At 63.4% G+C, this 16,101-nt stretch carries 9 protein-coding genes; 5 read left to right on the top strand and 4 right to left on the bottom strand.

Annotated elements, in window-relative coordinates; translation table 11 throughout:
- The first annotated feature begins 348 nt into the window (after window positions 1–348).
- The gene (locus A11A3_RS07860) at window positions 349–3,486 is read left to right on the top strand and encodes a penicillin acylase family protein (protein ID WP_008928748.1); all 3,138 of its coding nucleotides are present in this window, start codon (window positions 349–351) and stop codon (window positions 3,484–3,486) included.
- A 266-nt stretch (window positions 3,487–3,752) separates the two neighbouring features.
- Window positions 3,753–4,733, top strand: coding sequence for an NADPH:quinone oxidoreductase family protein (locus A11A3_RS07855; RefSeq protein ID WP_008928747.1), 981 nt, complete (start codon window positions 3,753–3,755; stop codon window positions 4,731–4,733).
- Window positions 4,734–4,769: 36 nt separating this feature from the next.
- Here A11A3_RS07855 and A11A3_RS07850 read toward each other — a convergent pair whose 3' ends face one another.
- Both A11A3_RS07850 and A11A3_RS07845 read right to left on the bottom strand, forming a co-directional pair.
- Complete coding sequence (locus A11A3_RS07850; protein WP_008928746.1) at window positions 4,770–5,213, bottom strand: acyl-CoA thioesterase; 444 nt, start codon at window positions 5,211–5,213, stop codon at window positions 4,770–4,772.
- A 44-nt stretch (window positions 5,214–5,257) separates the two neighbouring features.
- Window positions 5,258–6,652 (bottom strand): phospholipase D family protein, encoded by a 1,395-nt coding sequence (locus A11A3_RS07845; protein WP_008928745.1) that lies wholly within the window; start codon window positions 6,650–6,652, stop codon window positions 5,258–5,260.
- Window positions 6,653–6,861: 209 nt separating this feature from the next.
- Between A11A3_RS07845 and A11A3_RS07840 the strand changes: the two genes are divergently transcribed.
- Window positions 6,862–8,745, top strand: coding sequence for a hypothetical protein (locus tag A11A3_RS07840; RefSeq protein WP_008928744.1), 1,884 nt, complete (start codon window positions 6,862–6,864; stop codon window positions 8,743–8,745).
- A gap of 59 nt (window positions 8,746–8,804) precedes the next feature.
- Window positions 8,805–10,808, top strand: coding sequence for a bifunctional 2',3'-cyclic-nucleotide 2'-phosphodiesterase/3'-nucleotidase (locus tag A11A3_RS07835; RefSeq protein WP_008928743.1), 2,004 nt, complete (start codon window positions 8,805–8,807; stop codon window positions 10,806–10,808).
- A 5-nt stretch (window positions 10,809–10,813) separates the two neighbouring features.
- Here A11A3_RS07835 and A11A3_RS07830 read toward each other — a convergent pair whose 3' ends face one another.
- Together A11A3_RS07830 and A11A3_RS07825 are read right to left on the bottom strand one after the other, a co-directional pair.
- Entirely contained in the window at window positions 10,814–11,659 is an 846-nt protein-coding gene (locus A11A3_RS07830) for a DNA ligase (RefSeq protein WP_008928742.1), read from the bottom strand.
- Window positions 11,660–11,765: 106 nt separating this feature from the next.
- Window positions 11,766–15,038, bottom strand: coding sequence for a carboxyl transferase domain-containing protein (locus A11A3_RS07825; RefSeq protein WP_008928741.1), 3,273 nt, complete (start codon window positions 15,036–15,038; stop codon window positions 11,766–11,768).
- A gap of 285 nt (window positions 15,039–15,323) precedes the next feature.
- On the opposite strand from A11A3_RS07825, the gene A11A3_RS07820 reads away from it, so the two are divergent.
- Window positions 15,324–15,929 (top strand): hypothetical protein, encoded by a 606-nt coding sequence (locus A11A3_RS07820; RefSeq protein ID WP_008928740.1) that lies wholly within the window; start codon window positions 15,324–15,326, stop codon window positions 15,927–15,929.
- The last annotated feature ends 172 nt before the right edge of the window (window positions 15,930–16,101 follow it).

Raw genomic sequence — 16,101 nt, 5'->3', positions numbered from 1 at the left:
GAGGCTCCCGCCCCCGGCAGGCTGAATTTTCCCGTGGCCTGTCGGCGCCCTGTGGGAGCGTGCTTGCACGCGAATCCCTCCCCCCTTTGCTTGCCAGCCCGCTCCTGCGGGGCGGCGCCAAACAGGCCCGTCAAACCTTTCTTCACCGCACAACCCTTCACCGCACAACATTACACAGTGCAACAGTTTTGTTGCGCCGTTGTATTTTCTTTCTGTTTTGTTGCCTGCCCTCCCTCGCACGGGAGCCCCGTGCCACTCTGGGACGAACGTACATAAACGCTACGTCCGCCCCGGCCTTCCACATCCGACCCGGGGCCCAAAACAACAATGCACTCTCGGAGGGTACTCATGAAATCCGGTCATTCCCTGAATCGGCTGGCAGCCGCGCTGTTCACCGCCGGCCTGCTGACCGCCTGCGGCGGCGGCGGTGGCGGCAGCAGCCCGGCCGCCTCCACACCGACCCCGACACCCAACCAGCCGGACCCGGTCACGCCCACGGAACCGGCGCCGCGCCCGTCGGCGGTGACCGCGCCCTACGCCGACTACGGCCCGGTGCTCAATATTCTGCCGCCCGGCCAGGACGATGGCGGCGGGCTCGGCAACCTGACCCAGGACATCCCCGGCCTGGGCGATCTGATCAATACCCTGCTCAATGATCTGGTGGCGGAAACCGGCCTGGTGCCGGCGCTCACCAAGGAACCGCATTTCGACGACCAGCTGCCGATCTACGATGCCCTGTCGCACAGCCAGCCGGGCCTCACCGACGACCAGCTCACCCACTACTTCAAACCGGCCCCGCTGCTGGGCCCGGATGCCGGCAACTGGGAAAGCGAAACCACCATCACCAGCGGCAACTATCAGGTGGACATCAAGCGTGACAACTTCGGCGTGCCGCACATCTTCGGCGACAGCCGCCGCGACGCCCTGTTCGGCACCGGCTATGCCACCGCCGCCGACCGCCTGTTCCTGCTCGATGTGTTGCGCCGGGCCGGCCGTGGCCAGCTGTCCAGGTTCCTTGGCCCGGCGGACTTTTCCTTCGACAAGGATATCGCCGAGAACGCCCCCTACCGGGAAGAGGACCTGACCCGGCAGATCGCCGAGACCGTGGGCCGCTTCGGTGACGACGGCGCCCAGGTCTATCAGGACGCCACCGACTATGTGGCCGGCCTCAACAAGTACGTGGCCGACGCCCAGGCGGGCCTGCTGCAGGTCCCCATCGAATACGTGGGTCTCGGCGTGCAGCTGGAGCCGTTCAAGATCGAGGATGTGGTCGCCATCGCCACTCTGATCCAGGGCATCTTCGCCGGCGGCGGCGGTGACGAGCAGAAGAACGTGCTGTTACTGCAGGCCCTGCGCGAGCAGACCGGCAGCGACCAGGCCGCCTGCGACCTGTGGCACGACCTGCGCCACGGCACCGACGCGGATTCCACCGTGACCACGGCGCTGTCGTTCGCCACCCAGTCCCCGCCGAGCCTGCCGGATGACCTGTGCCCGCTATCCGGCGAGCTCAGCAGCCGCTTCCCCGGCGCGGTGATGTTCGATGCCGGCAGCTACCAGCCCTACGAAGCCCTGACCACCGAGCCCTGCGGCCGGCCCGGCCAGGCCAGCTGCCCGGAAACCGGTGGCAACCTGCCGGCGCTGCCGGGCACCGGCGTGGTCGGCGGCCTGCTGGACAATGTGCAGGATATTCTCAGTGGCGTGCTGTCGCTGTCGTTCCTGGACGATGACGGCCAGCAGCTGCGTAGCGACTGGGCTGCCCTGCGCATCGCCATGGACCGTCTGTGGCAACCGCAACCCGAGGCCATCAGCCCCCGCCTGCCCGGCGCGTCGTCACTGACCCCGGACCAGCGCCAGCAGGTGGAACAGCGCCTGGCCAGCCTGGAGAAGGGTCTGGCCGGCCTGCGTCACCGCTTCCCGCCGACCATGTCCAACGCCCTGCTGATCAACGCGGAGCACACCGCCAGCGGCCAGCCGATTGCCGTGTTCGGCCCGCAGACCGGGTACTTCGAACCGCAGCTGCTGCTGGAAATGTCAGTCAACGGCGGCGACATCCATACCCGCGGCATGACCTTCACCGGGCTGCCCTATGTGGTGATCGGCCATGGCCCGGACTTCGCCTGGAGCGCCACCTCCGGCAGCTCCGATTTGAGTGATGTACGCGTGGTGCGCCTGTGCAGCCTGGACGATGACAGCACCGGCGCCGGCGGCTACCTCTACCAGGGCGGTTGCAAGGCCTTCGACGTGATCGACCAGCAATGGGCGGCGCGCTGGAACCTGGCGGTGCCCACCGACGACCCGTCCAGCATCGGCCAGAACTATGCGGTGCACCGGCGCGCCATTCGCACCGAGGAGTACGGCCCGGTGATCGGCTACGCCACCGTCAACGGCCAGCCGGTGGCGCTGACCCGCCAGCGCAGCACCTACTTCGCCGAGCTGGATACCGCCCTGCCCTTCATGCAGGCCACCCGTAACGACCCGCATGACGTGCAGAGCTTCTACGACACCTTCAACAGCACCACCGGCAGTTTCAACTGGTTCTATATCGATGATCGCGATATCGCCTACTTCCACTCCGGACTCTACCCGCAACGCAGCCCCGGCGTGGACCCGGAGCTGCCCAGCTGGGGTAACGGTCAGTACGACTGGCAGGGCTTCATCGGCCAGGACGCGCATCCCCATGAGAGCAACCCGCCGCGTGGCTACCTGGCCAGCTGGAACAACCGCCCGGCCCGGGACTGGTGGGCCGCCGACGCCAATGCCAGCTATGGCCCGGTGCATCGTAACGACATGCTGGAGGTACGCCTTCGCAAACTGGTGGAACAGGGCAGCGTGACCCGCGCCAACATGGTAGAGGCCATGGGCGATGCGGCCCATGTGGACCTGCGCGGCCAGGAAGTGCTGCCCAGCGCCCTGGCGCTGCTGGACACCGCACCGCTCACCGGCGACCAGGACAGTGCCGTGACCCTGCTCAAGAACTGGGTGCTCGACGGCGCCCAGCGCCGCGACCGGGACCAGTCCGGTGACTACGACGACGAAAGCGCCGTGGCCCTGATGAATGCCTGGTACCCGCTGATGATCGACGCCCTGCTGCCCCAGGTCACCGCCATGGAAGATGTGGATGGCAAGAACCTGACACTGATGGGCCGCGACAACAAACCGTCCGCCCAGGGCTCCGCCTACCAGAGCGGCGACTACGGCTACCTGCAACGGGTACTGGACCAGGCGCTGGGCACCAGCCAGCACCCCTACCGGGCACTGCGCTGTGCCAACAGTGACGACGCGCAGACCTGCCGTCAGGCCCTGGCCGACAGCCTCAACCAGGCCATCGACCAGCTCGGCGGCATCGCCAGCATGGACAGCTGGCAAGTGGACGAGAGCCAGGATCAGATCCAGCACCGGGCCATCGGCCTGTCTTCGGTGCCGGCCATCGACTGGCAGAACCGGCCCACCTTCCAGCAGGTGGTGGAGTTCACCGGCCACCGCTGATCCCTCCCCCGGGCGGGCCTCCAGGCCCGCCCTTTTCTGCCTTCCTTGCTGTTCCGCTATTTTGGGCACCTCGTGGGAGCGTGCTTGCACGCGAACTCCTACGGCGTCGACAGCCAACGGCGACATCAAGACGCACCGATCCCCCCTTTTCATGCATGCATACAACTTATCTAACGGGATGAGCAGCATGCATTTGTTTAATTGCCGGCCCGGCGTTAGCGTTTCGTCAGCACCTTATAACGATATTTTTCGGGAGAGCGACACCCATGCGCGCCATTCTCTGCAAGGAACTGGGCCCGGCGGACAAGCTGGTCATCGAGGACATTGCGTCCCCGCAACCGGGCAAGGGCCAGGTCAAGGTCCGCGTCAAGGCCGCCGGCCTCAACTTTCCGGACACCCTGATCATCGAAGGCAAGTACCAGATCAAACCACAGATGCCATTTTCACCGGGCGGCGAAATGGCCGGGGAAGTGCTCGAAGTGGGCGACGGCGTGCAACGCTTCAAGCCCGGCCAGCGGGTCATGGGCCTGACCGGCTACGGCGCCTTTGCCGAAGAAATTCTGGTGCCGGAAACCCAGCTGATTCCGGTCCCCGACGGCATGGATGACCACACCGCCGCCGCCTTCTCCATGGTCTACGGCACCAGCTACCACGCCCTCAAGCAGCGCGCCAACATCCAGCCCGGCGAAACCCTGCTGGTGCTGGGCGCCAGCGGCGGTGTGGGCCTGGCCGCGGTGGAACTGGGCAAGGCCATGGGCGCCACCGTGATCGCCGCCGCCAGCAGCGAAGAGAAGCTGGCCGTGGCCAAAGAAGCCGGCGCCGACGACCTGATCAACTACGCCGAAGACGACCTGAAAGACGCCCTCAAGCAGCGTTACCCGAAAGGCGTGGACGTGATCTACGACCCGGTGGGCGACAAGTTCACCGAAGCCGCCATCCGCAACATGGCCTGGAACGGCCGGCTGCTGATTGTCGGCTTTGCCGCCGGCGACATCCCGAAAATCCCCGCCAACCTGGCGCTGCTGAAAGGCTGCTCCATCGTCGGGGTGTTCTGGGGCGCCTTCACCCAGCATGAGCCGCAGACCAACATGCAGAACATCATGGAACTGATGCAGCTGTTCAACCAGGGCAAGATCCAGCCGCGCATCAGCCAGGTGTTCAAGTTCGAGGATTATGAGCAGGCCCTGGCCGCACTCACCTCACGTACCGCCAAGGGCAAGGTGGTACTGGACGTGGCCGGCGACTGATAAGGGCACCGCAGGCGTCCTCTGGATGGATTGAGGTTAGCCCCGACCGCTCTGATCAATCACCACCCCCGGCGCCCCGGCCTGCAGCAAGGCACGCAGGTCATCGGGCACCGGGGTTTTCTCGAACGGCTCGGTGGTCATCATCACATAGACCGCCTGCGAGCGGGCAACCGGGGAACCGTCATCGGCGTGCCGAATATCGGCCTGCAGGGTGAAGGAGGTATTGCCCAGCTGCTGCAGTGACACGAACACATCCAGCACGTCATCAAAACGCGCCGGGGATTGCCACTCGGTGGTCAGCTTCACCACCTGGTTATCCAGCCCCGCCGCCAGCAACTGTTTGTAGTCCCGCCCCAGGGCACGCATGAACTCGGTCATGGCGATATCCACGTAATCCCCGTAGCGGGCATTGAACACCACCTGCTGTGCATCACACTCGTTGTAGCGTACGCGAAAACGAAAACAGAACGGCTCAGGCATGGGTTTCTCCAGCGTGTTTGGGGGGACTGTCGAGCATGCCGGTCCTAGAGCAGGCGCTCAATGGGCAAAACCGACAGCAACATGGCCAGTAGCCGTCGCCACGGCGACACCCGCGGCTCACGATCGAGCACCACCGGTTTGCCCTGCATGCCACCGGCGGCCCAACGCAATCCGCCACGGCCCTTTTCCAGGCGATAGCTGTTATCCGGCGCCAGGCCCTCTTCCACAAAGGCGGCCAGTTGCTCACCCAATGCCTCGGACACCACGTAGTAGCCCATTTCCGTGTTCAGGTGCAGAGAACGCGGGTCCATGTTGAACGAACCGACAAACACTTCGCGGCGATCAAGCACCATGGCCTTGGTATGCAGGCTGGCCCGGGAACGGCCCTTGAACAGGTGACTCTGCCGGCGCATGGCGCGGGCATTGGGTTGCAGTTCGTGCAGCTCCACCCCGGCCGCCAGCAGGGCGCGACGGTAGCGACCATAGGCGGCGTGGGCGGCAACCACGTCATTGGTGGCCAGGCTGTTGGTGAGCACCGCCACCCGGCTGCCATCGGCATGCAGGCGGCCCAGTTCGGCGACGAAATCCTGCCCGGGAATAAAGTAGCTGGCTTCGATCAGCACCTCCCGGTGGCGGCGGCGACCCAGCAAAGCGGCCAGCTGTGCACCCATCAGCGTCTGCCGTACTCCACTGGCCTTTTCCGGGCCATCGAACAGCACCACCGCCGGGGCGCTCACCGAGCGGGCATTCTCTTCGGCCAGCATGGCGGCAAAGAACTCCTCACCCTGCTGAAACAGGTACGGATAACCCTGCAGGGTATCGCGCCACTGACTCAGCCATTGCCAGATATTCTCGGCGCTCTGCTCGGTACGTGGGCGGTAGGTTTTCAGGGGCACGGCCAGATCACTGTGCCAGTAGGCATCGAACGCCTGCAGGGTATCGGTGACCACCGGGCCGCGGGCATACAGATCCAGATCGCGAAAGTTGGTGGCCGCGTTAACGCCGAAGTAATGGTCGGCAATGTTGCGTCCGCCCACCAAGGCGCACTCGCCATCCATGATCCAGGCCTTGTTGTGCATGCGGTGGTTGAGCTGCGGCACATTGTAGAGCCATTGCAGAAAATGCTTGTAGCGGCCGCGAAAGGGATTGAACAGCCGCACTTCGATATTCGGGTGGCTGTTGAGCGCCGCCCACTTCACATCCCGGCCCAGCTGATTGGCATGGTCCAGCAGCATGCGTACCCGCACGCCCCGGCGGGCCGCCTCCAGCAGACGATAGGTGAGCAGCTTGGCGGTGGTGTCGTCATCCCAGATGTAGTACTGCACATCCAGCGTGCGCCGCGCCAGCCGCGCGGTGGCCGCGCGCAACCGGAACGCCTGCTCGCCATCGGCGATCAGTGACAACTGTGAATGCTCCACCGCCGTGGACGCCTTGCCCATGCTCTCTCCCTGACCTCACCGCTGGCCGGCGAACTCCCCGATGCCCGAACGGTTATGACCGCAACATGATGCCGATGTAAAAACCGCCCAGCCTGCCAACACCATCCCAACCTGGCGGAGGTTAATCAAACTATCACGGATTTTTTATCCGTGTGGCTTGTCAGGCCCGCACCCTCTGGGCATCCACCAACGCCTGAGAGGGAACACCCATGTTGAAACGCTGCCTGCTGGCCAGTGCCCTGTTCACGTCCGTGGGGCTGGCCCACGCCGCTCCTTATCAATGGAATTACCCCGCGCCGCTGAAAACGCCGGGCACCAACGACAACGGCAAGGTCGTGCTGTTCGATGTATCCCACGGCGGTACGGAAGGCAATGCCGACTGGGTGATCGATGGCGGCTTTTCCGACTTTGCCGATGACCTGGTCAGCGCCGGTTATACCGTGCAGGAGTATCGCGGCGTCGACAAGAACAGTGATGGCATCATCACCTTTGTGGATGACTACCACAGCCCCACCACCGCCAACAGCAATGCCAATGAAGCGGTGATCACCTACGCCGGCATCAGCCATGCGGACGTGCTGGTGCTGGCGGAGAGCAACCGCCCCTTCACCCAGGCGGAGCAACAGGCGCTGGAAGACTTCCTCGCGGATGGCAAGGGCATCTATTTCATCGCAGATCACTACAATGCCGACCGCAACCTGAACAGCTGGGATGCCACCGAAGTCTACAACGGCTACAACCGCTCCACCGCCAGCCAGTTCAACATCGGCGGCGACTATGGCGACCTGCGCAATCCCGCCATGGCCAGCGGCGGCTGGCTGGCCCAGCAGTTCGGCCTGCGGTTCCGCTTCAATGCCATTGACTGGCTGTCCGGGGTCAGCGGCATTGTCTCCGCCAGTCAGGGCGAAGGGATCACCAGCGGTGTGGGCCCGGTGCTGATGGCCGGCGGCGCCACCCTGGCCATCACCGACCCGTCCCGGGCCAAGGGCCTGGTGTACTTTTCCGGCAGCGACAGCCCGGCTCGCTGGAGTCATGCGGTGGACAGCGGCCTGTATTTCGGTGGCCAGAACGAAGGCCCCTATGTGGCCATCGCCAAGTCCGGGGCCGGCAAGGCCGCCTTCATCGGCGACTCCAGCCCGATTGAAGATGCCTCGCCCAAATACAAGCGCCAAGACAACGGCCAGACCAAAAGCACCTACCCGGGCTGGACCGACAGCGGCAATGCCGCCCAGTTAAGCCTGAATCTGGTTGACTGGCTGGCCACCCCGGAGAGCTACACGCACTTCAACAGCAGCGCCCACCCGGCCGGCATCGCCACACCGACGCCACTGGCCAGTGAAGAAAGTGACGACCCGGACAATGGCCAGCCCTGGAGCTCGCCGTCTTCCGGCTATAACCCCTGGGATGCCAGCACCTTCGACTATGGCGCCTACGGCGCCGCAGATGGCCCCGGCAACAGCGGTAACGGCGGCAGCGGCAATGCGCTCAGTGTCAGCGATGCCCTGGCCCTGCCCACCGGCAGCAACGTTACCGTGGTGGGCACCATCACCCAGGCCATCAATGGCGAATACGCCCTGGAGATTCAGGACAGCCAGGGCAGCGCCACCCTCTACGTAAAACTGGAAAGCCAGTATCGCAATGACTTCAGCCCGCAGAACAACCCGGCGGTGATCGGCCAGACCCTGGAGGTCATCGGCCAGCGCGATAACTACATGGGCGAGCCCAGCGTTGAATCCGTGTCCGCCATGCAGCTGGTCAGTGGCGCCAACAACGGTGGTAGTGGCAGCAACTGCAGCAGCAATGCCGTTTCCGTCAGTGATGCCTATGCCAGCAGCCAGGGCACGCCGCTGACCGTTATCGGCCAGGTTATTGGCGGCATCAACGACCCCTATGCCCTGGAGCTGCAGGACCTGAATAACAGCACCAGCGTGTACGTGAAACTGGAATCCGACCAGCGCGCCGAATACAGCCCGGCCAACAACCCGGCCATGGTCGGCCAGACCCTGGAAGTGGACGGCGTGCGCGACCTCTACATGAACACCCCGAGTGTGGAATCGGTCAGCGCCCTGACCGTGATCAGCGACTGCCCCTGAACCTGTTGGCGGCGGTGACCGGGTCACCGCCAATCTTTCATTATCAGCAAGGAAATCCCATGAAGACCGCTTTGCCTCCCCTGCTTGCCCTGTCACTGGCCGGCAGCATTATGCTCACCGCCTGCGGTGGTGACAGCAACAATACCGACACCGCCACGGTGGACCTGCGTCTGATGGAAACCACCGACATCCATGCCAATGTGATGGATTACAACTACTACAGCGACCAGACCGACGCCAAAATCGGCCTGGTGCGCACCGCCTCACTGATCCGCCGGGCCCGCGCCGAACTGACCTATCCGGATAACAGCTACCTGGTAGACAACGGTGACCTGATCCAGGGCAGTCCCATGGGCGACTGGCGTCAGGCCGCCGGCCTCAAGCCCGGCGAGATTCACCCGGTCTACAAGGCCATGAATGCCCTGCACTACGACGTGGGAAACTACGGCAACCACGAATTCAACTATGGCCTGGATTACCTGGCGGAAAGCGTCAACGACGCCAACTTCCCCTACATCAATGCCAACATCTATCAGGATGATGGCGATGACAATCCGGACAACGACGCCCACTATTTCACGCCCTACAAGCTGATCACCAAATCCGTACGTGACCGTAACGGCGTCAGCCATTCCCTGACCGTGGGCTTTATCGGCTTTGCGCCGCCGCAGATCATGCAGTGGGACAAGAGCAACCTGGAAGGCAAGGTCACGGCCCGGGACATCAAGACGGTGGCGGAAAAATACGTGCCGGAAATGAAAGCCAGGGGCGCGGACCTGATCGTGGCCATTCCCCATTCCGGCCTCAGTACTGCCGCCTATTCCGCCGCCGACAAACCGGAGAACAGCAGTTGGTACCTGGCGGATGTGCCCGGTATCGATGCCATCATGTTCGGCCACAGCCATCTGGTGTTTCCGTCCGCCACCTTTGCCGATACCGCCAACGTGGATATCGACAAGGGCACCATCAAGGGCGTGCCGGCGGTGATGCCCGGTTACTGGGGCAGCCACCTGGGGGTGATCGATTTCACCCTGCAGTACAACAGCACCGATGACCAGTGGCAGATTACCGGCAGCCAGGTTCAGGCGGAGCCGATCTATGCCGACGGCAAGGCCACGGTCTCCGCAGACGCGACGCTGGTCGCGGCGGTCGCCGGGGATCACCAATCCACGCTGGATTACATGAACCAGCCCATCGGCGAATCCACCGATGACATCTTCAGCTTCCTGGCCCTGGAGAAGGACGACCCGTCCATCCAGATCGTCAGCGATGCCCAGAAAGCCTATGTGGAAGAACAGATCCAGGGAGACGTCAATCTGCAGGATCTGCCGGTACTGTCGGCGGCGGCCCCTTTCAAGGCCTGTGACCGCAATGCACTGTGTGCCAACGAAAGCAGCTTTACCGTGGTGCCCAAAGGCGAGCTGAAGGTGAAGAACGTGGCCGACCTCTATCTCTACCCCAACACCCTGATGGCGGTAAAGGTGACCGGTGCCGAGCTGACCCAGTGGCTGGAATGCTCCGCTTCGCAGTTTTTCCAGATTGACACCGATACCAGCGCGCCCCAGGAACTGGTCAACTTCGCCGGCTTCCCCACCTACAACTTCGATGTGATTGACGGCGTTGACTACCAGATCGATGTGACCCAACCGGCCCGCTACGACCGCGATTGTCAGGTAATCGACAGCAATGCCCACCGCATTGTGAACCTGCAGTTCCAGGGTAAAGCGGTCACCGACAGCCAAACCTTCCTGATTGCCACCAACAATTACCGGGCAAACAGCGGCGTGTTCCCGGGCACCGGCAGCGACCATGTGGTGATTCAGTCACCGGACGAAAACCGTACCGTGCTGGCCAACTACATCAAGGACAACAGCCCGGTCACCCCCACCGCCGACGGCAACTGGTCGTTCGCGCCCATCAGCAGCGCCACCGACCTGACCATCGTCTTCCGGGTGCCCAATACCGCCCGGGCGAAAACCTTCGTGGAGAGCCAAGCGAGCAACGCCAGCTTCATCGAAGTGAACGACAACAATGAGGCGGTCTACGAGCTCAACCTGCAGTAGCCGGTCTAGCGCCCCGGTTCGTCATTGCGCACGCGCAGGAAGCTGGCGAACCGGGGCAGGCCGGAGGCCGTGCGGCCGTAGTACTTGAACGTGACGGTGGCACCGATGGCCGGCGGGTGGGCCCGCTGGTCATCGGTGAAACCACTGCCCAGTGCAAAGCGCCGGCCTTTTTCCGTCTTTACCTCCAGCGCGCCCATCATGCCCCGGTACTTGCCATGGCCGGGCCGGTAGCCCACCACTACCGCCTCCGCATCCTCAAAGGTTTTCAGCTTGAGCAAATCATCGCTGCGCCCACCCTGATAGAGGCTGCCGCCGCGGTGCAGCATCAGGCCCTCGCCACCGGCGGCCACCACCCGATCCAGCCAGCGCATCAGGGCATCCCGATCCGCCACCTTGCGCTGGGCGATCATGGACACATAGGGCGAGGCACTGTGATCGAGCAGGGCATGCAGGCGTGCCACCCGCTGATCGAATGGCGCCGGGCTGGCGGGCAGGTCAAAGACCCGGTAGCGGATCTCTCGCCACTCCCGGTCATCGGGCTGAAGCCGGCGCACCGCAGCGGACACCTTTTCAAAGGTGCCTCGTCCCATCCACAGTTCGCCGTCCAATGGCGTGGCGGGGAAATCCGCCACAAACCAGGCCGGTGGGTGGAAGGCATTGCCCTGGCGCGACCAGAGCCGGTAGCCATCCCAGTAGGCGCGCACGCCGTCGAGTTTTTCGCTGACCCAGTAATCCGCCAGCGAAAAGGGTGGCTGGTCCTGGTAGCGTTCCGCCAGCAACAGTGACGGCGCCGGCCCGGCCACCGCCAGCAACGGCAGCAGCAGGGTTAGCACGACAAGATGGAATTTCATGATCACCTCCCTGAGCCGTCACCCTGACAGCAACAACGCCGGGAGGCTGTAAGCACCGGGGCCGGGGCGGCGTCAGCCTGCGCCCACAGCCGTTGCCGGAGATCGGCTACCAGGTATCCACGAACGGGCGCCCGCCGTGGCGACCCGGCTGGAAGCCGGCGGCGTTGAGCCCGCGCAGTATCCAGCGGCGGCTTTCCTGCGGATCAATCACCGCGTCGATCTCCAGGAAGCTGGCCATGTTCAGGGCCTTGCCCTGTTGATAGGCCTTGGCCACCAGCTTGTCGAACAGGCGTTGCTGACGTTCCGGGCTGGGCTGGGCCGCCAGCTCCCTGGCAAAGCCCAGGCGCACGGCGCCTTCCAACCCCATGGCGCCGAATTCGCCGCTGGGCCAGGCGGCAATGAACAGCGGCGCATGGAAGCTGCCGGCGGCCATGGCCTGGGCGCCCAGGCCATAACCCTTGCGCAGCACCAGGGTGAAGAACGGGATAGTCAGGCTGGCGGCGGTGACGAACATGCGTGACACATGGCGCACGGTGCCCTGCTTCTCTGCCTCCGGGCCGACCATGAAGCCGGGGGTATCACACAGGGACACCATGGGCAGCCCGAAGGCCTCGCACAGCTGCATGAAGCGCGCCGCCTTGTCGCCGCCCGCCGCATCGATGGCGCCGCCCAGATACTGGGGGTCGTTGGCGATCAGGCCGAAGGGTTTACCTTCGATACGCACCAGCGCGGTGATCATGCCCGGCGCAAAGCCGCGGCGCAGCTCCAGCACCGAGCCGCTATCGGCCAGGATGGTGATCAGTTGGCGAATGTCGTACACGCGGGTGCGTTTTTCCGGAATGCGGTGGCGCAGCTCACGCTGGTCGGCAGCCTGCCAGTCACTGACCGTACCCTGGAAATAGGACAGGTACTGTTTGGCCACGGCCACCGCTTCGGCTTCATCTTCCACCACGATATCCGCCACGCCGGTGGCGGCGTGCATATCCACCGGGCCCACCTGTTCCGGGGTAAAGCGGCCCAGGCCACCGCCTTCGATCATGGCCGGGCCCGCCATGCCGATGGTGGCATCACGGGTGGCGATGATCACATCGCAGCAGCCCAGCAGCGCCGCATTACCGGCAAAGCAGCGGCCGGAGCCAATGCCCACCAGCGGCACCTCACCGGACAGCGTTGCCATGGCCGCAAAGGTGGAACAGTCCAGCCCGGCCACGCCAACAAAATCGGTATCCCCCGGGCGCCCGCCGCCGCCCTCGGCGAACAGCACCAAGGGCAACCGCCACTGGCCGGCCAGCTGTAGCAGCCGGTCGGTCTTCTTGTGGTTCATGACGCCCTGGGTGCCGGCGAACACGGTGTAGTCATAACTGATGGCCATGACCCGCGCCGCCGGGTTACCAAACTGCGCGGCGTTGACCGTGCCGGTACCGCCAATCAGCCCGTCCGCCGGGCTCATGGCCTGCAGTTCCTCGGCACTGCGTCGGCGGCGCTGGGCCGCCAGGGCCATGGCGCCGTATTCCTGAAAGCTGTCCCCATCCAGCAGGTCATGGAGGTTTTCCCGCGCCGTACGCTTGCCTTTGCCATGACGTTTTTCCACCGCCTGGGGACGGCCGGCATCACTGACGGTGTGGTGGCGATCGAGCACCTCCGCCAGATCCTTGCGGATATGATCCAGGTCCACGGTCTCTTCCGTGGTGATGGCATCGCCCACCATCTCACCCGGCGCCACAAACATCAGCGGCGCGGATTCGTTGACGGCATCCCCCTCTCCGGCCACCAGGCTATGCACCCGGCCGGCGGTGACGGCGCGCACCTCGAACTCCATCTTCATGGCTTCCAGCACCGCCACCACCTGACCGGCCTGTACGGTATCGCCTTGCTGCGCCAGCAGCGCTACCAGCACGCCGGTGGTAGGGCTGCGCAGGGCCTCGCAACCGGGCGGCGTGGCCAGGCTTTCCGCTTGTTGTACCGGCTTTGCCGTGGGCAAATCGGCGTCAGTCTGCTCGGGCATGGCCGCCAGCAAGGCGGCCAGCTGGCTTTCCACGTAACCGGTGGTGACGGCGTTGGCCTGAACCGCGTCGCTAGCCAGCAGGGCCTGCAAGAGCGGCAGGTTGCTTTGCACACCCTCGATACGGGTCTGCATCAGGGCGCGACGGGCACGGCGCAGCACCGCCTGATAGTCCGCCCCCGTGATAATCAGTTTGGCCAGCAGGGAATCGTAGGCCGGGCTCACCGCATAACCGGCATAACCATAACCATCCACGCGAATGCCGGGGCCGCTGGCCGGCTCATAGGCGACAAGCATTCCTGCCGCCGGAGTGGTACTGCCGTCAGCCTTGAGGGTTTCCAGATTGATGCGCAACTGCACGGCCATACCCTCACAATCGGGCGGGGTCAGCAGATTCAATTCGGCAAGGCTGGCGCCGGCGGCCAGACGAATCTGGCTCTGCACCAGATCCACCCCGGTGACCTGCTCGGTGACGGTATGCTCCACCTGCACCCGGGGGTTGGCCTCCATGAAATAGAAACGCCCCTGATCCGGTTCCACCAGAAACTCGAAGGTACCGATACCCCGGTAGTTCACTTCCGCCGCCAGCGTCAGGGCACTGTGGATGATGCGATCACGCAGGGCCGCATCCAGGCCCGGGGCCGGGGCAAACTCCACCAGCTTCTGGTGGCGGCGCTGCAGGGTGCAGTCGCGCTCCCACAGATGACTCACCGCGCCGCTACCATCGCCCAGCACCTGCACTTCCACATGCCGGGCGGCGGTGACCAGCTGCTCCACATACACCGCCGCATTGCCAAAGGCGGCCCGGGCTTCCGACTGGCAGCGTTGATAGGCGGCCTCCAGCTCTGCCGAGTCGGTGACCGCGCGCATGCCGCGCCCGCCACCGCCACTCAGTGCCTTGATCATCACGCCACTGCCGTCCAGTGACGCCATAAAGGCTTTTGCCTCTTCCAGCGACACCGCCTGCGCCGTGCCCTGCACCAGCGGCACCTGGCAGCGGGCGGCCAACGCCCGGGCCGCCGCCTTGTCGCCAAACAACCGCAACGTCGCAGCCCCCGGCCCGATCAGGGTCAGTCCCGCCTCGGCACACTGTTCGGCAAAGTCCGCATTCTCGGCCAGAAAGCCATACCCGGGATGAATCGCCTCACAACCCTGCTCCCTGGCAACCGCAATCAGCTGCACCCCATCCAGATAGGCCGGTACCCCCCGCCCGGGCAGCGCCACCGCCGCATCCACCTGACGGGTGTGCAGGGCGGCCTGATCATCCTTGGCATACACGCCCACGGAACGAACCCCCAGATCCGCACAGGCATTGGCAATACGAATGGCAATCTCGCCACGGTTGGCAATCAGGATGGCGGAAAACGGCACGGACACGGCGGACTCCAGGCAGGGTTAACGGTAAGACCCCCAGTGTAGCCAGTCGCCATTATTGATGACATTGATCGATACGCATGCGCGGGTATGCATTGGGTTAATGGTGAGTTGGCAAGATAAAGGGCACAGAGAAAGACCTAGCAACTGAGATCCTTCAACATCCTTGATGCACGATGAAAGACCTCGCATCTTGTAGATGCCCCCGATTAGCGCCTGGCTGGTGACGACGTCATGTGACATAGTTGCGGTCCTTTCAATCCATAAAAATAAGAGCAAGGGGTGCTCATGTCTTACCTAAGTCAATTTGTTGCGTCGCTGCGATTCCTGGAGGAGTTTAACGAAGAATATAAGGCGGGAGCGCCGGATGAGGACACGCTAAGAGATGTGTTGTCGGAACTTGAAAGTCGCCACGATGACCCCCTTTACAACGATGTTCTGGCAGCTATCCGCAGCCTTTCTAAAGGAGTGCTAGCAAAATATCGTAAAGAGGATGTGGTCAATAAATGTCATGCCGTATCTCAGTCGCTGTGGGAAACCTGTGCCAATATTTTTCCGCCTGAAGTCAGGCTAAACATCACAGTGGGAAATGTCTTCTACAAGGGCAACAATCTCTACAACCTGACCAAGGACAGCCTAAGGGAAATCATTAAGCAAGGTCCTGCTGCTGTGGGCTCATTGGATGTGCATGTGTGGCTGACGCTTGAGGAAATGACGGTGATTGATTTATCGATCATTCCTACGCTGGTACATAGAGGCGAATTGCCCGAGTCAGCATTGGCAGATCCGATCCTGTTCTGGCGTGAAGGAATAGAAAGTGATTTCGAGTTCCAGCCAATTTTGGTCGACAACGAATTCATGCATCGCGTCGATCGGGTGCGTTACACAGTGTAGGAAAAGGGGCTAGATTCTCGAAACTCGAGTTCTCACCTAAGCCGATGGCAAGTGGGTACGGGCAAACTATCTCAAAGCCACCATCGTATGACCAAGCTATGGTTGCAAGAATGGCTGTGTAATAGTTTCCTGGGCTGCTCTGTGAATCGCCACCAGTTTGCTAGACACCTTT

It is taken from the genome of Alcanivorax hongdengensis A-11-3 (genome assembly GCF_000300995.1).
Lineage (GTDB): Bacteria > Pseudomonadota > Gammaproteobacteria > Pseudomonadales > Alcanivoracaceae > Alcanivorax > Alcanivorax hongdengensis.
This window is presented reverse-complemented; position numbering and strand designations above follow the sequence as displayed.

Excerpts from the sequence above, each read along its gene's own strand:
- A11A3_RS07860 (WP_008928748.1), top strand. The coding sequence starts at position 349 with ATGAAATCCGGTCATTCCCTGAATCGGCTGGCAGCCGCGCTGTTCACC.
- A11A3_RS07855 (WP_008928747.1), top strand. The coding sequence starts at position 3,753 with ATGCGCGCCATTCTCTGCAAGGAACTGGGCCCGGCGGACAAGCTGGTC.
- A11A3_RS07850 (WP_008928746.1), bottom strand. The coding sequence starts at position 5,213 with ATGCCTGAGCCGTTCTGTTTTCGTTTTCGCGTACGCTACAACGAGTGT.
- A11A3_RS07845 (WP_008928745.1), bottom strand. The coding sequence starts at position 6,652 with ATGGGCAAGGCGTCCACGGCGGTGGAGCATTCACAGTTGTCACTGATC.
- A11A3_RS07840 (WP_008928744.1), top strand. The coding sequence starts at position 6,862 with ATGTTGAAACGCTGCCTGCTGGCCAGTGCCCTGTTCACGTCCGTGGGG.
- A11A3_RS07835 (WP_008928743.1), top strand. The coding sequence starts at position 8,805 with ATGAAGACCGCTTTGCCTCCCCTGCTTGCCCTGTCACTGGCCGGCAGC.
- A11A3_RS07830 (WP_008928742.1), bottom strand. The coding sequence starts at position 11,659 with ATGAAATTCCATCTTGTCGTGCTAACCCTGCTGCTGCCGTTGCTGGCG.
- A11A3_RS07820 (WP_008928740.1), top strand. The coding sequence starts at position 15,324 with ATGTCTTACCTAAGTCAATTTGTTGCGTCGCTGCGATTCCTGGAGGAG.